The following is a 13,983-nucleotide window of genomic DNA, read 5'->3' on the forward strand; positions in this document are numbered from 1 at the left end:
CCACCTGCCATGCTCGGGCCATGAGTGAGCACAGCGAGCAACCCACCCGCGAGGAAAGCATCAAGACCCTGGGCGGCATCATCAAGGGCGTGAAGTTCGCCATGCTGACGGTCACGACCGATCAGGGCCATCTCAAGGCGCACCCCATGACCACCCAGCAGACCGAGTTCGACGGCGACGTGTGGTTCATCGGCGGCAAGGACACCGAGCAGGTGCAGTGCATGGCGGCCCGGCCGCAGGTCAACGTGAGCTACTCGGACCCCGGCAAGGGCAATTATGTCAGCATCGGTGGCACGGCCCAGCTCGTGGAGGACCGCGCCAAGTTGGAAGAACTCTGGAGCGACTTCTACAAGGCGTATTTTCCCCAGGGCATCGACGATCCCAACATCCAGCTGATCAAGATCAGCGCGCACGGCGCCGAATACTGGGAAAGCGACGGCAAGATCAAGACGCTGTTCCAGATGGCGCGCGGTGCCGTGACCGGCAAACCCGCCACGGACCTGGGCAAGAACGACACCGTCAACCTCTAAAGGCCAGGCGGGAAGCGGGAGCGTGAGGCGAGTGCCCGCGCTCCCGTTCTCTGATGTCTCTACGGCGCACCTCGGGCGTCCCGGGCCTGTGTCTGCCACGCTGCGGCCCGCCCGTCGAAATGACAGGTAGCCCCAACCCTGCTTCAGTCGAGCTTGATGTCGATGAAGAGGGGCCGCGCCTGCTCCTCTGCGGAGGCCTCCGCTTTGTCCGGCTCCCGACTCTCCTGCGCTTTCGGGGTGGTGTCCGGGTTGGCAGGCGGCGTGCCGACCCTCCACGTGAAGCTGGACGGGGGCGGGGACGGTTGGACCATGACCTGCATGATGTCCCTGGGAAGACCGCTGCTCCCGGGGTCGAGCTGCCCCTGGCCCGCCTGAGCCTGACTCTGACCACTCTGACCGGCCTGAGTGTGGCCCGGCACCCCCTGGGCCGCGCGCCGGGCCGTGATCAGGATGGTGTCCACCTCGTCGGCACTCAGCAGGCCCTTGGTCTGTAGGGTGCTGAGAATGGCCAGAGACAACTTGCGAACGTACTCGACATCTGCCGGAGAAGGAGGAGGAGGGGTGGGCGCGCCTTGCCGCGTCATATACGCACCCTAGCGCGGATGGACGGGGAGGGTGGCCGGGGAGGGCCGGAAGGCCGGATTTCACCGCCGCCCCGCCGCGCCTTTACCGCAGCAGTGACACAGAACCGGCCCGGGGGCATTCCCGTAGGCGGGACACCCTGGCTAGACCGGCAGGGGCGAGTGGTATGCTCGGGCCGTCTGTCAAGGTGGCCTAAAGCCACACCCACACGGCAACCCGCCGCCCTGACCTGGGGAAAGTGCGCAGGCACGCAGGCGCAAGAGCAAGAGGAGGAAGAGGGAATGTACCGAGGAAGAGAAGGGCAGTGGGCCTTCCTGCTTCACCGCCTGTCCGGGCTGGCCATTCTGGCCTACCTGCTGATTCACGTCATCAGCATCAGCCTGTTCATGTTCGGCGAGAACGCCTACATGACCGTTCACCGGCTGTATGACTTCTGGCTGTTCCGCATCGGGCTGGTGTTGATCGTGGCGGGCGTGGTGTACCACGCGTTCAACGGCCTGCGCATCATCGTGATGGACTTTACCGGCACCGGCGTCGCGTACCAGCGGCAGATGTGGTACGGCGTGCTGGCGATCAGCGTGCTGGCGGCCCTGTATACGGCTGTCCGCCTGTACCCGCGCCTGGTGGGAGGCTACTGATGATCCGTGCACGCACCCTCACCGACGCCCGGCAGCAGTCGCACTCCAACGCCGAGCTGAACTGGTGGATTTTCATGCGGATCAGCGGCCTGATCCTGATCTTCTTGATCCTGGGCCACATCTACATGACCTTTATCCAGGTCAGCGAATCCGACGCGACGTTCGACGCGGTCGTCAATAAGCTCTCGAATCCGGCCTGGAAGTTCTACGACTGGCTGATCCTGCTGCTGGCCATGCTGCACGGCGTGAACGGCGCGCGCTACTCCATCGAGGACTATGTGCGTTCACGCCCCAACCGCGCGTGGGTCAAGGGCATCTTCTACACCGTCTGCGCCGTGATCTTTACGCTCGGTACGGTCGGCCTCTTTTCTATCTAGTTTTCTATCTAGCTTCCATACCAAAGGACTGATATGCACCATCGTTACGACGTACTGGTGGTCGGCGCGGGCGGCGCGGGACTGATGGCCGCCCTCTACGCCGCCAAGGGCAACGTGTCGGTTGCCTGCATCAGCAAGCTGTATCCCACCCGCTCCCACACCGGCGCGGCCCAGGGCGGCATCGGCGCGGCGCTCGGCAACGTCGCCGAGGACCACTGGGAATGGCACATGTTCGACACCGTCAAGGGTGGCGACTACCTCACCGACCAGGACGCGGCGGAAATCTTTTCCAAGGACATCATCGAGGCGGTCTACGAACTCGAACACATGGGCCTGCCCTTCTCGCGCACGCCGGAAGGCAAGATCGCCCAGCGCAAGTTCGGCGGCCATACCCGCGAGTTCGGCAAGGCGGCGGTCGAGCGCAGCTGCTACGCGCAGGACCGCACCGGGCACATGATTCTGCAAACGCTCTACCAGCAGAACGTGAAGGCCGGGACCACCTTCTACAACGAGTTCCACGTCACCGACCTGATTATCGAGAACGGGCGCTGCTGCGGCGTGGTGGCCTATCACCTGGCCTCGGGCGAGATTCACACCTTCCACGCGAAGGCCGTGATTCTGGCGGCGGGTGGCTACGGGCGCGTCTACAAGATCACCTCCAACGCCCTGACGCTGACCGGTGACCTGATGAGCATCTATTACCGCAAGGGCCTGCCGCTGGAGGACATGGAGTTCTACCAGTTCCACCCCACCGGCCTCGCCAAGCTGGGGATTCTGGTCACCGAGGGCATTCGCGGGGAGGGCGGCATTCTGCGCAATGCCGACGGCGAGCGCTTCATGGAACGCTACGCGCCGACCATCAAGGACCTCGCGCCGCGCGACATCGTCTCGCGCTCCATCATCACCGAGATCCGGGAAGGCCGGGGCGTGGGCCGCGACAAGGACGCCGTGCATATCGACCTCACGCACCTGCCGCGCGAGGTCATCGAGGGCAAGCTGGCCGAGATCACCGACCTGGCGCGCACGTATCTGGGTCAGGACCCGGTGAAGGACCTGGTCGCGGTGCAGCCGACCGCGCACTACGCGATGGGTGGCATTCCCACCGACATCAACGGCCTGTGCTTCGCGGACGGCAACGGCACGAACGTGGAAGGGCTGTACGCGGCGGGCGAGCAGGCGTGTGTCTCGCTGCACGGCGCCAACCGTCTGGGCACCAACAGCCTGGGCGACCTGATCGTGTTCGGCCGCCGCGCGGGCATCTTCGCGGCCGAGTATGCCCGTCAGGCCGCTTACCCCGAGATGCCGGAAAACCCCGAGCGCGACAGCGTCGAGATGCTCAGCCGCCTGAAAAATGCCAGCGGCAAGGACAACTCGGCCGTGATCCGCAAGGAGTTGCAGGAGTCGATGATGAACAACGTCGGCATCTTCCGCAACGGCCCGGACATGGAAAAACAGGTCGAGATCATCAAGGAACTCAAGGACCGCTACAAGAATGTCGGGGTCTCCGATCCCAGCATCCGCTACAACAGCGAGCTGATCGAGGCGATGGAACTGGGCTTCATGCTCGACTGTGCGGAGGCCGCGACCGCGAGCGCGCTGAACCGCCAGGAATCGCGCGGTGCCCACGACCGCGAGGATTACCCGGAGCGCGACGATCAGAACTGGCTCAAGCACACCATGGCCTACAAGGATCTGAACCAGAATGACCACGTGTTGATCGGCTACAAGGAAGTGGCCCTCAAGGGGTACACCCGCGCCTTTGAGCCGAAGCCCCGCGTGTACTAGGCCGCCTGCGGCCCGTGGGGCCTGGAGGGGAAAAAGCCTCTCTCGCTTCCACGAGCTGCGGGTGGCAGGCCACAAGCCTCACCAAGCAAAGGAACTCCTATGCCTGAAACCTATCCCGCCCCCGCGAACGCTGCCGAAGGTGTGGCGATGATGCGGGTGAACGTGAAAATCCTGCGCTTCGATCCTGAAAAGGACCGCAAAGCCCACTGGGAAACGTACCCGGTCGAGGCCCAGGCCGGCGACCGCGTGCTGGACGTGATCAACCACGTCAAGTGGTACCTCGACCCCAGCCTGACCTTCCGCCGCTCGTGCGGGCACGGCATCTGCGGCAGCGACGCCATGCTGATCAACGGGCGCAACCGCCTGGCCTGTAAGACGCTGCTGCGTGACGTGGCCAAGGACGGCGGCACCATCACGGTGGAACCCATCCGGGGCCTGAAGGTCGAAAAAGACCTGCTGGTGGACATGGAGCCGTTCTTCGACTCCTACCGGGCCATCATGCCCTACTTCATCAACGAGAGTCCGCCCCCGCCCGCCGAGCGCCTGCAATCGCCCGAGCAGGCCGACCGTATGGCGCACTCCAGCAACTGCATCCTGTGCGCGTGCTGCACCACCTCCTGCCCGATCTTCTGGGTGAACGGCAGCTACCTGGGACCGGCCAGCATCGTGCAGGCGCACCGCTTCATCTTCGACAGCCGCGATCAGGCCACCCCGCAGCGGCTGAACATCATGAACCAGAACACCGGCGTCTGGCGCTGCCGCACCGCCTACAACTGCACCGAGGCGTGTCCCCGCGACATCCCGATCACCACGATCATCGAGGAAGTCAAGCGCGCCGTGATGTACCAGCAGGCGTAAGGCCAGGGACCGGCGCACTGCCGCCGACTACCGGCAACCCAGGAGGGGCGGAGGCTCAGGCTTCCGCCCCTCTCCTGTGGTCCCCCGACGCTCAAGCCCGGCTCAAGTACCCATGTCTCCCCTACCGTCAGGGGAACGCGGGGAGGCGACAGGGGCACAGGCGAGGTCAGGCGCGCGACACGATTCGCCAGCAGGCGAGCGGCGCTGAGCTGGCCTGCTGCTGGGGCCGGGCAGCTTTTTCGACGGCCTCGCGGTTCGCCGGCTGCGGCAATGGCACCCCAGGGTCAGCGCCATCCATCCGCCGGATACGCTGGAGAACCTCAAGCTCACCCGGTGGCCTGAGCCTTCACGCTGCTGCTGGAGCGGGAGCTGTTCAATGTGACCGAGGGCCTGATCGACCATCCGCTTCTCGGGGTCCATCACGGGTACCCCGGCCCCTCCTGGTTTACCTATGCTCTGGGCTTACTGATGGGGTGCAGGTTCAGAGGCCAGCTCTTTCCCGGCTGGCCCCTGGTTCTGACCGTCTCCCTCAGAACTGCATGGCGTACCGCGCGCCGTCGCTGCCCAAGCAGTCCCCGATGCCGTGTTCCGAGGCGTCCACTTGCAGAGAACAGGTGAGGGTGAGCGGAACAGGCCCGGCGGTCTTGGCGATCAGGTTCCCGGTGCGCAGGGTGGCCTGGGGCGTGGGGGGAGTTCGCAGGCGGCTGCCCCAGATCCAGTCGGCCCCGGGGTTCCAGGCCCCCGAGCCGAAGCCGAACCCCAACTCGAATGCGGCGCGAGCCGGAAAAACGACTGCCGTGTCGAGCAGCGCCGCTCGCCCGGTATACGTCTGCCCCCCGATCTGGAGGGTGACATTATTGGCGCCCAGCGTGCTGCCTGCGCTGGCCCCCAGCGTCCCCGGCTGGAAGGTGACGACGCCCTCTTGTCCGGTGCCCGCATTCACGATGCCGCCCAGGGTGGGCGCCGTCAGGGTGGGGGCACACGAGGCAAGCAGCGCCGCACAACCCAGGCAGGTCAGCATGGCTTTCATCATGTTCTCAGTCTAGGGGGCGATTCTGACAGCTCTGTCAGATTCCGCTCAACTTCCTATCACGCAGCAGCTGTTCCGCCACGCCGCCTTAGTGAGGCGCGATGGGCGCCGAGGCCGGGATGCCGCTGCTCTGCACCACCTCATGGACCTCCAGCACATTCGGCCCACTGAAGGCGTCCTTGGGGAGGCTGCCGCTGCGGGCATGTCCCTGCCGGAAAGCGTCACTCTGCGTCCAGGCCTCGAACGCCTCGCGGCTCTCCCAGAAGGTCAGGACGACGAACGGTTCCCCCTCCCGCGTGGGGCGCAAGACGTGGTTGGCGAGAAAGCCGGGCATCCCGTCCACCAGTCCGGCGCGGTCGCGGAAGCGGGCCTCGAACTGGTCATGGTACTCGGGCTTGACGGCAATACGGTTGGCGACGGTGATCATGGGTCGGTCCTCCTCGGAGACGGGGATGCGGCAGGCTAGCGGCTGGCGAAATCGTACACGAACTGTTCCTGGGCCGCCGTCTCGATGGTGCCGGGGCGGGCCTCGCGCACGCGGGCCATGGCCTGCTCGGGCGGCATGCCCGCCTGGGTGAGCAGGCAGGCGGCGGTCAGGCCCGCGCGGCCCAGGCCACCCCGACAATGCACGACCACCGCGCGGCCGTCGAGCAGCTGTTCCATGACCTCATCCAGAAAGGCACTGAAGGTCGGGAAGTCTCCCGGCACGTCGCGGTCACGGATGGGGCAGGCCAGGATGGTCAGGCCCCGCTCAGAGGCCAGCGCCGCGTATTCCGGGATCCCCAGCAGGTCGTACTCGTGGGCTTCGATCAGGGGGGCCAGGACACCCACCCCCTGCTGCGCGAGGCGGGTCAGGTCGGCGGCCAGGTCGCGGTCATGGGTCACGCCCGCCTGAATGACGCTCGCACCCTTCTTGCCGGGCGCGAAGGTCAGGCCCAGGCGGCCCGGCCACAGGCCGGTGTCGATCCAGTCCACCCGGATCGGGTGCGTCTCGCTGGTCACGCGCTCAGCCGTCCCGCAACCAGCGGGCCGCGTCCAGGGCGTGATAGGTGATGATCGCGTCGGCCCCGGCGCGGCGCATTCCGGTCAGGGTTTCGAGGACGGTGCGGCGCTCGTCCATGTAGCCGGCCTGGGCTGCGGCCTTGATCAGCGCGTACTCGCCGCTGACGTTGTAGGCCACCAGCGGCAGATCGAAGGTGTCCCGCAGCAGCCGCAGCATATCCAGGTAGGCCAGGGCGGGCTTGACCATCAGGTAATCCGCGCCCTGCGCCACGTCCAGCCGGGCCTCGCGCAGCGCCTCACGCTCTCCGCCCGCCGGGTCCATCTGGTACGACGCGCGGTTGCCCACGCTGGGGGCGCTGCCCGCCGCGTCCCGGAAGGGGCCGTAGTAGGCACTGGCGTACTTCACGGCGTAGCTCATGACCGGCACGTGGCTGAAGCCCGCCGCGTCCAGGGCCGTGCGGATCGCCCCCACCTGGCCGTCCATCATCGCGCTGGGGGCCACCACGTCCGCCCCGGCCCGCGCCTGAGACACCGCCGTCTGCGCCAGGAGGTCCAGAGCGGCGTCGTTGTCCACCGTCCAGTCGCCGTCCGCGGTCTGGCACAGCGGCCCGCAGTGCCCGTGGTCGGTGTACTCGCACAGGCAGGTGTCGGCGATGACGGTCAGGTCCGGGAGCGCGGCCTTGATCGCGGCGGCGGCGCGCTGAATCACGCCGTCCCCCGCATAGGCCTGGCTGCCCCGGGGGTCCTTGTAGTCGGGAATCCCGAACAGGATCACGCTGGGAATCCCCAGGTCGCGCGCGGTCCGGGCCTGCTCCACCGCCCCGGCGACGCTGTGACGGCTCACGCCCGGCATGGTCGTGATGGGCACTTCGCCGTCCTGCTCATGCACGAAGACCGGGTGAATGAAGTGCTGCGGCGCGAGCGTGACCTCACGCATCAGGGCACGCAGGCCAGCGGTGCGGCGCAGCCGACGGGGACGATCCAACATCTGCCCAGGCTAGCGCAGGCGGCCCGGCGGGAATGGAAGGGGGTACCGCGCGGCCAGGGCACTCCACCTCTCTTACTGATCTTACGGATCTGAGCGGTCGAGCCGGTCGCCGGGCTGGGCCTCCGGGCGCGGGGGCGCAGAGCCGGTGCCGTCCGGCAGCCACCAGGGCGCCTGAATGGCCCCCGCGCGTGCCCACTCGAAAGCGAACATGCGGCGGTATTCCTCTGCGGCCCCCGGATCGCTGGTGGCGAGGCTGTACTCGCCCAGGCCGAGCCGCCCGAAGGAGGAATGGTGCAGGTTCTGGCTGCCGACCATCAGCATCTGGCCGTCGATCAGCGCGGCCTTGGTGTGCAGGCCGCCCGCCGTGCCGTACCAGCGCGCCTGGACATGGTCCGCGAGGCCCAGCGGGGCCAGCTCGGCACGCAGCCCGCGCAGGAAGGCGAGCGTTTCGGCCTGCAGGACGGGATCGTAGTCGAGCAGCAACCGCAGCGTGACGCCCCGTTCACGGATGGCCCACGCGGCGGCCTCCCACACCGGCAGTTGCAGGGCCGGGGGACAGCCCGCCTCCCCGAACAGCGCCCCCAGGCAGCCGAGCGTGCCGCTGACCTGCGACTGCATCACGTCGATGCTGGTCTGGGCCGCACCGAACAGGGCCGTCACGGTGTCGTCCGCGCCGGTGTAGCCGCTGCGGCGGTAGAGGGGATAGACGTGGGCGGTTCCGGCGGCGGGGGCCGGGGCGCTCCAGTCCAGCGGCAGGGGCGCGGTGGGCTGGGTGAAGGTACACACGCGGCGCAGTGTCTCGGGGGCCGGGGTTGCCCGGCAGGTCAGCCGGTGGCTGAGCGCCCAGCCGTCGTGAAAGGCGGCGACCGCGTGGCGCGCGACCGGCCCCCGGACCCGGATCGCCAGATCGGTCAGGTCCAGGCCGTGCCCACCGGGGGCGTCGGCCGGGACATGAAACAGGCTAATGTTGAAGCCGCCCGCCAGCACCGTCTCGCCGTCCTGCACGACCAGCTTGACGTGGTGGTGCGGCAGCACGTAGGCGTAGTTGGCGATCTCCAGCCGCCAGCCGGGCACCGTGTCCCCGGTCAGGGGCACGCCCGCCGCCAGCAGGTGCCGGGCGGCGCTGTACGCACTCGCGGTGGGGTCGAGCAGGGCACCCAGCCGGATGGAGTTGCCCAGCATCACCCGCACGGTCAGGCCCTGCGGATGCCGTTCGGGGTGGTCGGCCACGTCCCGCCGCAGCGCCGCGATGGCCCGCGCCACCTGCGCGCCGGGGGCGTCCGGGCCGTCGTCCCAGATCATGTTGGCGATCAGGAGTTCACGGCGGGTTTCGCGCAACTGGGTGTCCAGCACGTCGAATCCGCCCTGGGGGGTGTGCGGCTGGGTGCTGTAGGCCGGGTCCGCGTTGGGAAAGTGCAGCAGGCCTTCCACGCGGTTGCCGCAGCTCAGGGCGGCTCCCTCGTCTAGCGTGCGGCCGTACAGCAGGCGGTCGAGCGGGGCTTCCGGCGGGGGGCAGGTGTTCAGGCCCAGGCCGTCCAGGGCGGCGAGGTCCGGCGGAGGCAGGTGACCGCTCACCACCTCCGTTCCCGCCGCGAGCAGTGGCCCCCGGGCACGCGCGTCCGGCCAGGGTCCCGCCAGGAGCGCCAGGAGGGTGAGGACCCAGGCAGTCAGGCGGGTGGAGGGGACAGCACGCATCCTCCGCAGAGTATGACGCGCGGGGCCAGGAGGCCGGAACCATGAGCCGGGTCCAAAGTGCAGCTCAACGGGCCGCCCCGAAACGAGGCCCCACGGAACACACGGGAGGCTGGGGGGATCATGCCCACCTGCTTTCCCTTTGTCCGGGCTGCTAGCCTGGGGTATGCCCCAGACCCCGCCCCGCAGAAAGACGCCCCGATGAAGGTGCTCAGCGTGAACGTCGGCCAGCCCACCGCCGTGCAGGTCGGCAACCGCACCACCGTGACCGGCATCCGCAAGCATCCGGTGCCGGGCCGGGTGCAGGTCACGGCGCAGGGGCTGGACGGCGACCGGGTGCTGAACCGCAAGCACCACGGCGGCCCCGATCAGGCCGTGTACGTGTACACCCGCGAAGACTACGACCACTGGACCGATACCCTGGGCAGAACGCTGGAACCGGGCCTCTTCGGCGAGAACCTGCTGATCGGCGGGCTGGAGTCGGCGGGGGGGCGGGTCGGCGAGCGGTTCCGGGTGGGCCGCGTGCTGCTGGAGGTCACGGCGGCGCGGATTCCCTGCGGCACGCTGGGCGCACGCATGGAGGACGCGGGCTTCGTGAAGCGGTTCGCGCAAGCCCGCCGCCCCGGCTTCTATACCCGCGTTCTGGAAGCCGGGGAGCTGGGCCGGGGCGACGACGTGACCCGCGAGGCGGCCCCCGGCGGTGCCCCCACCGTGGGCGAGGTGTTCGACCTCTGGTATCAGGCTGCGCCCAGCCGCGAGACGCTGGAGCACTACCTGGCCTACCCGCTGGGCATCCGGCTGCGCCGCGAGATCGAGAAGCTGCTCGCAAAGTAGGGCACGGGAGACGGGGAGGAGGCGTCCCCGCTTCTCGTGCGGGTTCCTTCTCCCGCTGCTTCGCAGCTCCCCGCGCCCGGCGCGCTTGAACAGGTCCCGTCGCCGCTCAACCGGAGGCTGGAGCCGCCCTCAGGCCCGCAGGCGGTCGCCGTATTCCTTGCGGAGCTTGGCGACCTTGGGGGCGATCACGGCCACGCAGTAGGGTTGGCGCGCGTTCTGCGCGTAGTAGTCCTGGTGGTAGTCCTCGGCGACATAGAACGTGCCCGCAGGTTCGATGCTGGTCACGATGGGCCGACCGAAGACGTCCTGCCCGGTCAGGTCCGCGATCACCTCGCGCGTCTCGCGTTCCTGCTCGGCGTTCAGCGGAAAAACGGCGCTGCGGTACTGCGTGCCCACGTCGGCCCCCTGACGGTTCAGGCTGGTGGGGTCATGCGTGGCAAAGAACAGGTTCAGCAGGTCCTTGAAGCTCACCTGCGCGGGGTCGAAGGTCACGCGCACGGCCTCGGCGTGTCCGGTCGCGCCGCTGCAAACGCTGCGGTAGTCGGGATTTTCCGTCTGCCCCCCGATATATCCGCTTTCCACCTTCGAGACGCCGCGCAGGTCCTTCATGACCGCCTCGGTACACCAGAAGCATCCGCCCGCCAAGATCGCCTGCTGTTCCTGTCCGCCCGTCTGTGAAGTCATGGGCCGATTCTGGCGTCTGGAGGAGCCGGCCAAGGAGGGGTGAGGCACGGTTCTCAGACAACGTGAACGGTTGAAAAAGGAGGCGTCCGCGCCGCCATCACTGCGTCAGCAGCCGCGCCGCCACCAGCACCACGATCAGCGCATACATGACCTTTACAAACCCGCTGCCGCGCAGCATCGCCATGCGTGCGCCCAGGGTGGCCCCCAGGGCATTGGCCGCGCCCATCGGCAGGCCGATCCACCACACCATCTGCCCCCCGATCAGGAAAAACAGAAACGCGCCCAGATTGGTGGCGAAATTGATGGTGCGCGCGTTGCCGCTGGCCCGGACCAGATTGAAGCCCACCAGCGCGAACAGGAACATCAGGAAGGTGCCGGTGCCGGGGCCGAGGAAGCCGTCATAGACGCCGATGATCAGTGCGCCGGGCAGCGTCAGGGCCAGCGTGCGGGCGGTCAGGCCAGGATAGCGGTCCTCCAGCCCGAAGCGCTTGTTCACCAGCACCAGCGCCCCCACGCCCAGGATCACCACGCCGATCAGCGTGCGAAAGGCGTCGGGATTCACGAAATGGACCAGGTAGGCGCCCAGTGCACTCCCCACCAGCGCCAGCGGAATCAGCCGCAGCACCAGTCCCTGCTCCACGTGGCCCCGGCGCCAATACTGGACCGTGGCGCTGCCCGACCCGAAGATCGCAAGCAGCTTGTTGGTCGCCACCGCCTGTGCGGGCGACAGGCCCATGAAAAACAGCGTCGGCAGCGTGATGGTGCCGCCGCCACCCGCCACCGCATCGACGAAGCCGGCGAGAAAGGCGAGGGGGAGGCCGTAGAGCAGGACTTCGGGACCGGGCACGCCCCGGACTGTAGCAGCCCGGGCGGGATCAGCCGGAGCCGGAGTTGCCGAGGCTGCGCTACTCCAGACCGGTGCCGGGCCAGGGTACGTCCCAGTTCGGCAGACCAGGCAGACCGACATAATGCGCGTCAGAACGGAAGTTCAGGCGGCTTACCTGCCCCCGGTACAGCCGCCGCACAGCCTGTGTGTTCAGCGCGAAGAACAGGATGCGGTGTCTGCTCCGGCAATGCCGCGTGACGGCATCGCTGTCGGCAATGCCCCGTGGGGAGAGGCGTGACCCGCCGCCATCCGCGAGGGCGGAGGCGGCCAGCAAGGGAAACGCTTTTGGCCTGGGCCAGTTCCCTCCCCTACTCCTGATCCTTGCCCAGATCGCTCCCGCGCCGGGTGGCCGCCACGACCGCCCCCATCAGCGCGCCGCGCACGCCCGCCGCCTCCAGCACCTCCAGCCCGGCGATGGTGGTGCCGCCGGGGCTGGCGACCTCGTCTTTCAGCAGGCCGGGGTGGGCACGCTGCTGGAGGAGTTCGCCGCTGGCGACGAGCAGCTTGGCGGCCAGTTCGTGGGCCAGGGCGCGCGGCAGCCCCATCCGGACGCCGCCGTCCGCGAGGGCCTCGGCAAAGACGGCGGCGTAGGCGGGGCCGGAGGCGCTCATGCCGGTAAAGGCGTTGAAGAGGTGCTCGGGAAGGTCGTACACGTCCCCGACCGAGCCGAAGAGTTGCCGGGCGAAGGCGAGGTCGCCTGCCCCTTCGGCCTCCCGCGGGGCCGTGATGGCCGTCTGGCTCAGGCCGATGGTCGCGGCCAGATTGGGCATCACCCGCACCACCCGCTTGGTCCCCAGGCGGCGGGTCAGGGTGGCCGTGCTGACGCCCGCCATCGTGCTGATGTAGCCGGCGTTTTCCTGCGCCAGCCACTCGCTGATCTCGGGGAACACGCGCGGCTGCACGCTGACCAGGATGCGTTCGGCGGCCCGCAGGTCGGGGGGCGTGAGGACACGTGCCCCGCTGCGCTCTGCCAGCTCCGCCGCGCGGCCAGCGTTCGCGTCCAGCAGGCCGATCTCTCCGGCGGACATCACGCCGCGCGCAGTGACGCCCTCCAGCAGGGCAAGGCCGAGTTTCCCGACGCCGACGATGGCGAGTCTCATGGGGGGAGTATAGGGAAGGCCCGTCCCCCGTGACCCGGGGGCGTGTAGAGGGGCGGTGGGCCGCCCGTCCCGTCCCGGACCCGGCTGACCTGACCTCCCTGCGCCCCAAAGCCCTACACTCTCCCCCATGCTCGTGTACCACCTGCCCGGCACCCTGGACACCCGCGAAGCCGACCTCGACCTGCTGTGGGGTGCCGGCGCGACCGGCCTGGAGGAGCGCGCGGGCGTGATCCGCGCCTACTTCGACGCCCGGACCGACCTGCCCGCCCCCGTGTCGGACGGCGAGTGGCGCGAGGAAACCGATCAGGACTGGCAGGCCGAGTTCAAACGGACGCTCCGCCCGGTGCGGGCAGGCCGCGTGACCATCATCCCGCCCTGGCTGCGGGAGGAGGTGGAGGCCGGGCAACTCCCGCTGGTGATCGAGCCGGGCATGGCCTTCGGCACCGGGCACCACGCGACCACCCGGCTGGCGGTGGAGGCGCTCTCCGACCTGAATCTCGCCACGCTGGGGCTGGACGGGACGGGCGCGCGCGTGCTGGACGTGGGCACCGGCAGCGGCGTGCTGGCCATCGCGGCGGCGCTGCTGGGCGCGCGCTTCGCCTTCGGGGTGGATATCGACCCCATCACCATTCCGATTGCGCGGGAAAACGCGGCCGAGAACGGCGTGCCGGCAGAGCGGGTGCGCTTCGAGGAAGGGACGCTGGGCGCCGATCCCCTCAACTTCCCGGAAGGGGGGCCGGAAGAGGAGCCGGAAGAGGAGACAGACGCCTACGACGTGCTGGTGGCGAACCTCTACGCCGAGCTTCATGACCTGCTGGCCGGGGAGTACGCCGCCCACCTGATCCCCGGCGGGCCGCTGGTCCTGACCGGCATCCTGACGGTCAAGCTGCCGCTGGTGCGCGCGGCCCTGGCACGTGAGAGGTTCGGTGACGTGCGGGAAACGCTGGACGGCGAGTGGGCGCTGGTCACCGCCCGCGCGCCGCTCGACTGAGGCGCG

17 protein-coding genes are annotated in these 13,983 nt (G+C 68.5%); 7 read left to right on the forward strand and 10 right to left on the reverse strand.

What is annotated here, in order from left to right; all coding sequences use genetic code 11:
- The first annotated feature begins 20 nt into the window (after positions 1 to 20).
- Entirely contained in the window at positions 21 to 530 is a 510-nt protein-coding gene (locus DEIPH_RS08290) for a pyridoxamine 5'-phosphate oxidase family protein (RefSeq protein WP_034356639.1), read from the forward strand.
- Positions 531 to 673: 143 nt separating this feature from the next.
- Here the strand turns inward: DEIPH_RS08290 and DEIPH_RS08295 are convergent, their stop codons facing one another.
- The gene (locus tag DEIPH_RS08295; protein WP_152544860.1) at positions 674 to 1,114 is read right to left on the reverse strand and encodes a hypothetical protein; all 441 of its coding nucleotides are present in this window, start codon (positions 1,112 to 1,114) and stop codon (positions 674 to 676) included.
- Positions 1,115 to 1,393: 279 nt separating this feature from the next.
- Between DEIPH_RS08295 and sdhC the strand changes: the two genes are divergently transcribed.
- From sdhC to DEIPH_RS08315, 4 genes are all read left to right on the forward strand, one after another.
- Positions 1,394 to 1,750, forward strand: coding sequence for a succinate dehydrogenase, cytochrome b556 subunit (gene sdhC, locus DEIPH_RS20965; protein ID WP_034356645.1), 357 nt, complete (start codon positions 1,394 to 1,396; stop codon positions 1,748 to 1,750).
- Entirely contained in the window at positions 1,750 to 2,127 is a 378-nt protein-coding gene (locus DEIPH_RS08305) for a succinate dehydrogenase hydrophobic membrane anchor subunit (protein WP_034356648.1), read from the forward strand. Before sdhC ends, DEIPH_RS08305 begins: the two co-directional genes overlap by 1 nt.
- Before the next feature lie 33 nt (positions 2,128 to 2,160).
- The gene (sdhA, locus tag DEIPH_RS08310) at positions 2,161 to 3,912 is read left to right on the forward strand and encodes a succinate dehydrogenase flavoprotein subunit (protein ID WP_034356651.1); all 1,752 of its coding nucleotides are present in this window, start codon (positions 2,161 to 2,163) and stop codon (positions 3,910 to 3,912) included.
- A gap of 99 nt (positions 3,913 to 4,011) precedes the next feature.
- Positions 4,012 to 4,770: a succinate dehydrogenase iron-sulfur subunit gene (locus DEIPH_RS08315; RefSeq protein ID WP_034356654.1), complete on the forward strand. Its 759-nt coding sequence runs from the start codon at positions 4,012 to 4,014 to the stop codon at positions 4,768 to 4,770.
- A gap of 529 nt (positions 4,771 to 5,299) precedes the next feature.
- Here DEIPH_RS08315 and DEIPH_RS08320 read toward each other — a convergent pair.
- The 5 genes from DEIPH_RS08320 to DEIPH_RS08340 all read right to left on the reverse strand — a co-directional run bounded on the left by DEIPH_RS08320 (position 5,300) and on the right by DEIPH_RS08340 (position 9,485).
- Positions 5,300 to 5,803 carry a hypothetical protein gene (locus tag DEIPH_RS08320; protein WP_034356657.1) on the reverse strand — a complete coding sequence of 168 codons (504 nt, stop codon included), beginning with the start codon at positions 5,801 to 5,803 and terminating at the stop codon, positions 5,300 to 5,302.
- A gap of 85 nt (positions 5,804 to 5,888) precedes the next feature.
- Complete coding sequence (locus DEIPH_RS08325; RefSeq protein WP_034356660.1) at positions 5,889 to 6,227, reverse strand: antibiotic biosynthesis monooxygenase family protein; 339 nt, start codon at positions 6,225 to 6,227, stop codon at positions 5,889 to 5,891.
- A 35-nt stretch (positions 6,228 to 6,262) separates the two neighbouring features.
- On the reverse strand, positions 6,263 to 6,802 hold the full coding sequence (locus DEIPH_RS08330; protein ID WP_034356662.1) for a cyclin-dependent kinase inhibitor 3 family protein: 540 nt from the start codon (positions 6,800 to 6,802) through the stop codon (positions 6,263 to 6,265).
- 4 nt (positions 6,803 to 6,806) lie between these two features.
- Positions 6,807 to 7,790, reverse strand: a complete 984-nt coding sequence (gene hemB, locus DEIPH_RS08335) for a porphobilinogen synthase (RefSeq protein ID WP_034356665.1) — start codon at positions 7,788 to 7,790, stop codon at positions 6,807 to 6,809.
- An 81-nt stretch (positions 7,791 to 7,871) separates the two neighbouring features.
- Positions 7,872 to 9,485: a phospholipase D-like domain-containing protein gene (locus DEIPH_RS08340; protein WP_081790841.1), complete on the reverse strand. Its 1,614-nt coding sequence runs from the start codon at positions 9,483 to 9,485 to the stop codon at positions 7,872 to 7,874.
- Between the two features lie 198 nt (positions 9,486 to 9,683).
- On the opposite strand from DEIPH_RS08340, the gene DEIPH_RS08345 reads away from it, so the two are divergent.
- The gene (locus DEIPH_RS08345) at positions 9,684 to 10,316 is read left to right on the forward strand and encodes an MOSC domain-containing protein (RefSeq protein WP_034356666.1); all 633 of its coding nucleotides are present in this window, start codon (positions 9,684 to 9,686) and stop codon (positions 10,314 to 10,316) included.
- A gap of 129 nt (positions 10,317 to 10,445) precedes the next feature.
- Here the strand turns inward: DEIPH_RS08345 and msrA are convergent, their stop codons facing one another.
- The 4 genes from msrA to proC form a co-directional block, all read right to left on the reverse strand.
- The gene (gene msrA / locus DEIPH_RS08350) at positions 10,446 to 11,000 is read right to left on the reverse strand and encodes a peptide-methionine (S)-S-oxide reductase MsrA (protein WP_034356669.1); all 555 of its coding nucleotides are present in this window, start codon (positions 10,998 to 11,000) and stop codon (positions 10,446 to 10,448) included.
- 97 nt (positions 11,001 to 11,097) lie between these two features.
- Complete coding sequence (locus DEIPH_RS08355) at positions 11,098 to 11,847, reverse strand: TSUP family transporter (RefSeq protein WP_034356672.1); 750 nt, start codon at positions 11,845 to 11,847, stop codon at positions 11,098 to 11,100.
- A 58-nt stretch (positions 11,848 to 11,905) separates the two neighbouring features.
- Complete coding sequence (locus tag DEIPH_RS19785) at positions 11,906 to 12,160, reverse strand: hypothetical protein (protein WP_152544861.1); 255 nt, start codon at positions 12,158 to 12,160, stop codon at positions 11,906 to 11,908.
- Between the two features lie 34 nt (positions 12,161 to 12,194).
- Positions 12,195 to 12,986, reverse strand: a complete 792-nt coding sequence (gene proC / locus DEIPH_RS08360) for a pyrroline-5-carboxylate reductase (RefSeq protein ID WP_034356675.1) — start codon at positions 12,984 to 12,986, stop codon at positions 12,195 to 12,197.
- 127 nt (positions 12,987 to 13,113) lie between these two features.
- On the opposite strand from proC, the gene DEIPH_RS08365 reads away from it, so the two are divergent.
- A complete protein-coding gene (locus DEIPH_RS08365) occupies positions 13,114 to 13,977 on the forward strand; it encodes a 50S ribosomal protein L11 methyltransferase (protein ID WP_034356678.1) in 864 nt (287 codons plus the stop codon).
- The last annotated feature ends 6 nt before the right edge of the window (positions 13,978 to 13,983 follow it).

Source organism: Deinococcus phoenicis (assembly GCF_000599865.1).
Taxonomy (GTDB): domain Bacteria; phylum Deinococcota; class Deinococci; order Deinococcales; family Deinococcaceae; genus Deinococcus; species Deinococcus phoenicis.

Coding starts and splice junctions, on each gene's coding strand:
- DEIPH_RS08290 (WP_034356639.1), top strand. CDS start 21: ATGAGTGAGCACAGCGAGCAACCCACCCGCGAGGAAAGCATCAAGACC.
- DEIPH_RS08295 (WP_152544860.1), bottom strand. CDS start 1,114: ATGACGCGGCAAGGCGCGCCCACCCCTCCTCCTCCTTCTCCGGCAGAT.
- sdhC (WP_034356645.1), top strand. CDS start 1,394: ATGTACCGAGGAAGAGAAGGGCAGTGGGCCTTCCTGCTTCACCGCCTG.
- DEIPH_RS08305 (WP_034356648.1), top strand. CDS start 1,750: ATGATCCGTGCACGCACCCTCACCGACGCCCGGCAGCAGTCGCACTCC.
- sdhA (WP_034356651.1), top strand. CDS start 2,161: ATGCACCATCGTTACGACGTACTGGTGGTCGGCGCGGGCGGCGCGGGA.
- DEIPH_RS08315 (WP_034356654.1), top strand. CDS start 4,012: ATGCCTGAAACCTATCCCGCCCCCGCGAACGCTGCCGAAGGTGTGGCG.
- DEIPH_RS08320 (WP_034356657.1), bottom strand. CDS start 5,803: ATGATGAAAGCCATGCTGACCTGCCTGGGTTGTGCGGCGCTGCTTGCC.
- DEIPH_RS08325 (WP_034356660.1), bottom strand. CDS start 6,227: ATGATCACCGTCGCCAACCGTATTGCCGTCAAGCCCGAGTACCATGAC.
- hemB (WP_034356665.1), bottom strand. CDS start 7,790: ATGTTGGATCGTCCCCGTCGGCTGCGCCGCACCGCTGGCCTGCGTGCC.
- DEIPH_RS08340 (WP_081790841.1), bottom strand. CDS start 9,485: ATGCGTGCTGTCCCCTCCACCCGCCTGACTGCCTGGGTCCTCACCCTC.
- DEIPH_RS08345 (WP_034356666.1), top strand. CDS start 9,684: ATGAAGGTGCTCAGCGTGAACGTCGGCCAGCCCACCGCCGTGCAGGTC.
- msrA (WP_034356669.1), bottom strand. CDS start 11,000: ATGACTTCACAGACGGGCGGACAGGAACAGCAGGCGATCTTGGCGGGC.
- proC (WP_034356675.1), bottom strand. CDS start 12,986: ATGAGACTCGCCATCGTCGGCGTCGGGAAACTCGGCCTTGCCCTGCTG.
- DEIPH_RS08365 (WP_034356678.1), top strand. CDS start 13,114: ATGCTCGTGTACCACCTGCCCGGCACCCTGGACACCCGCGAAGCCGAC.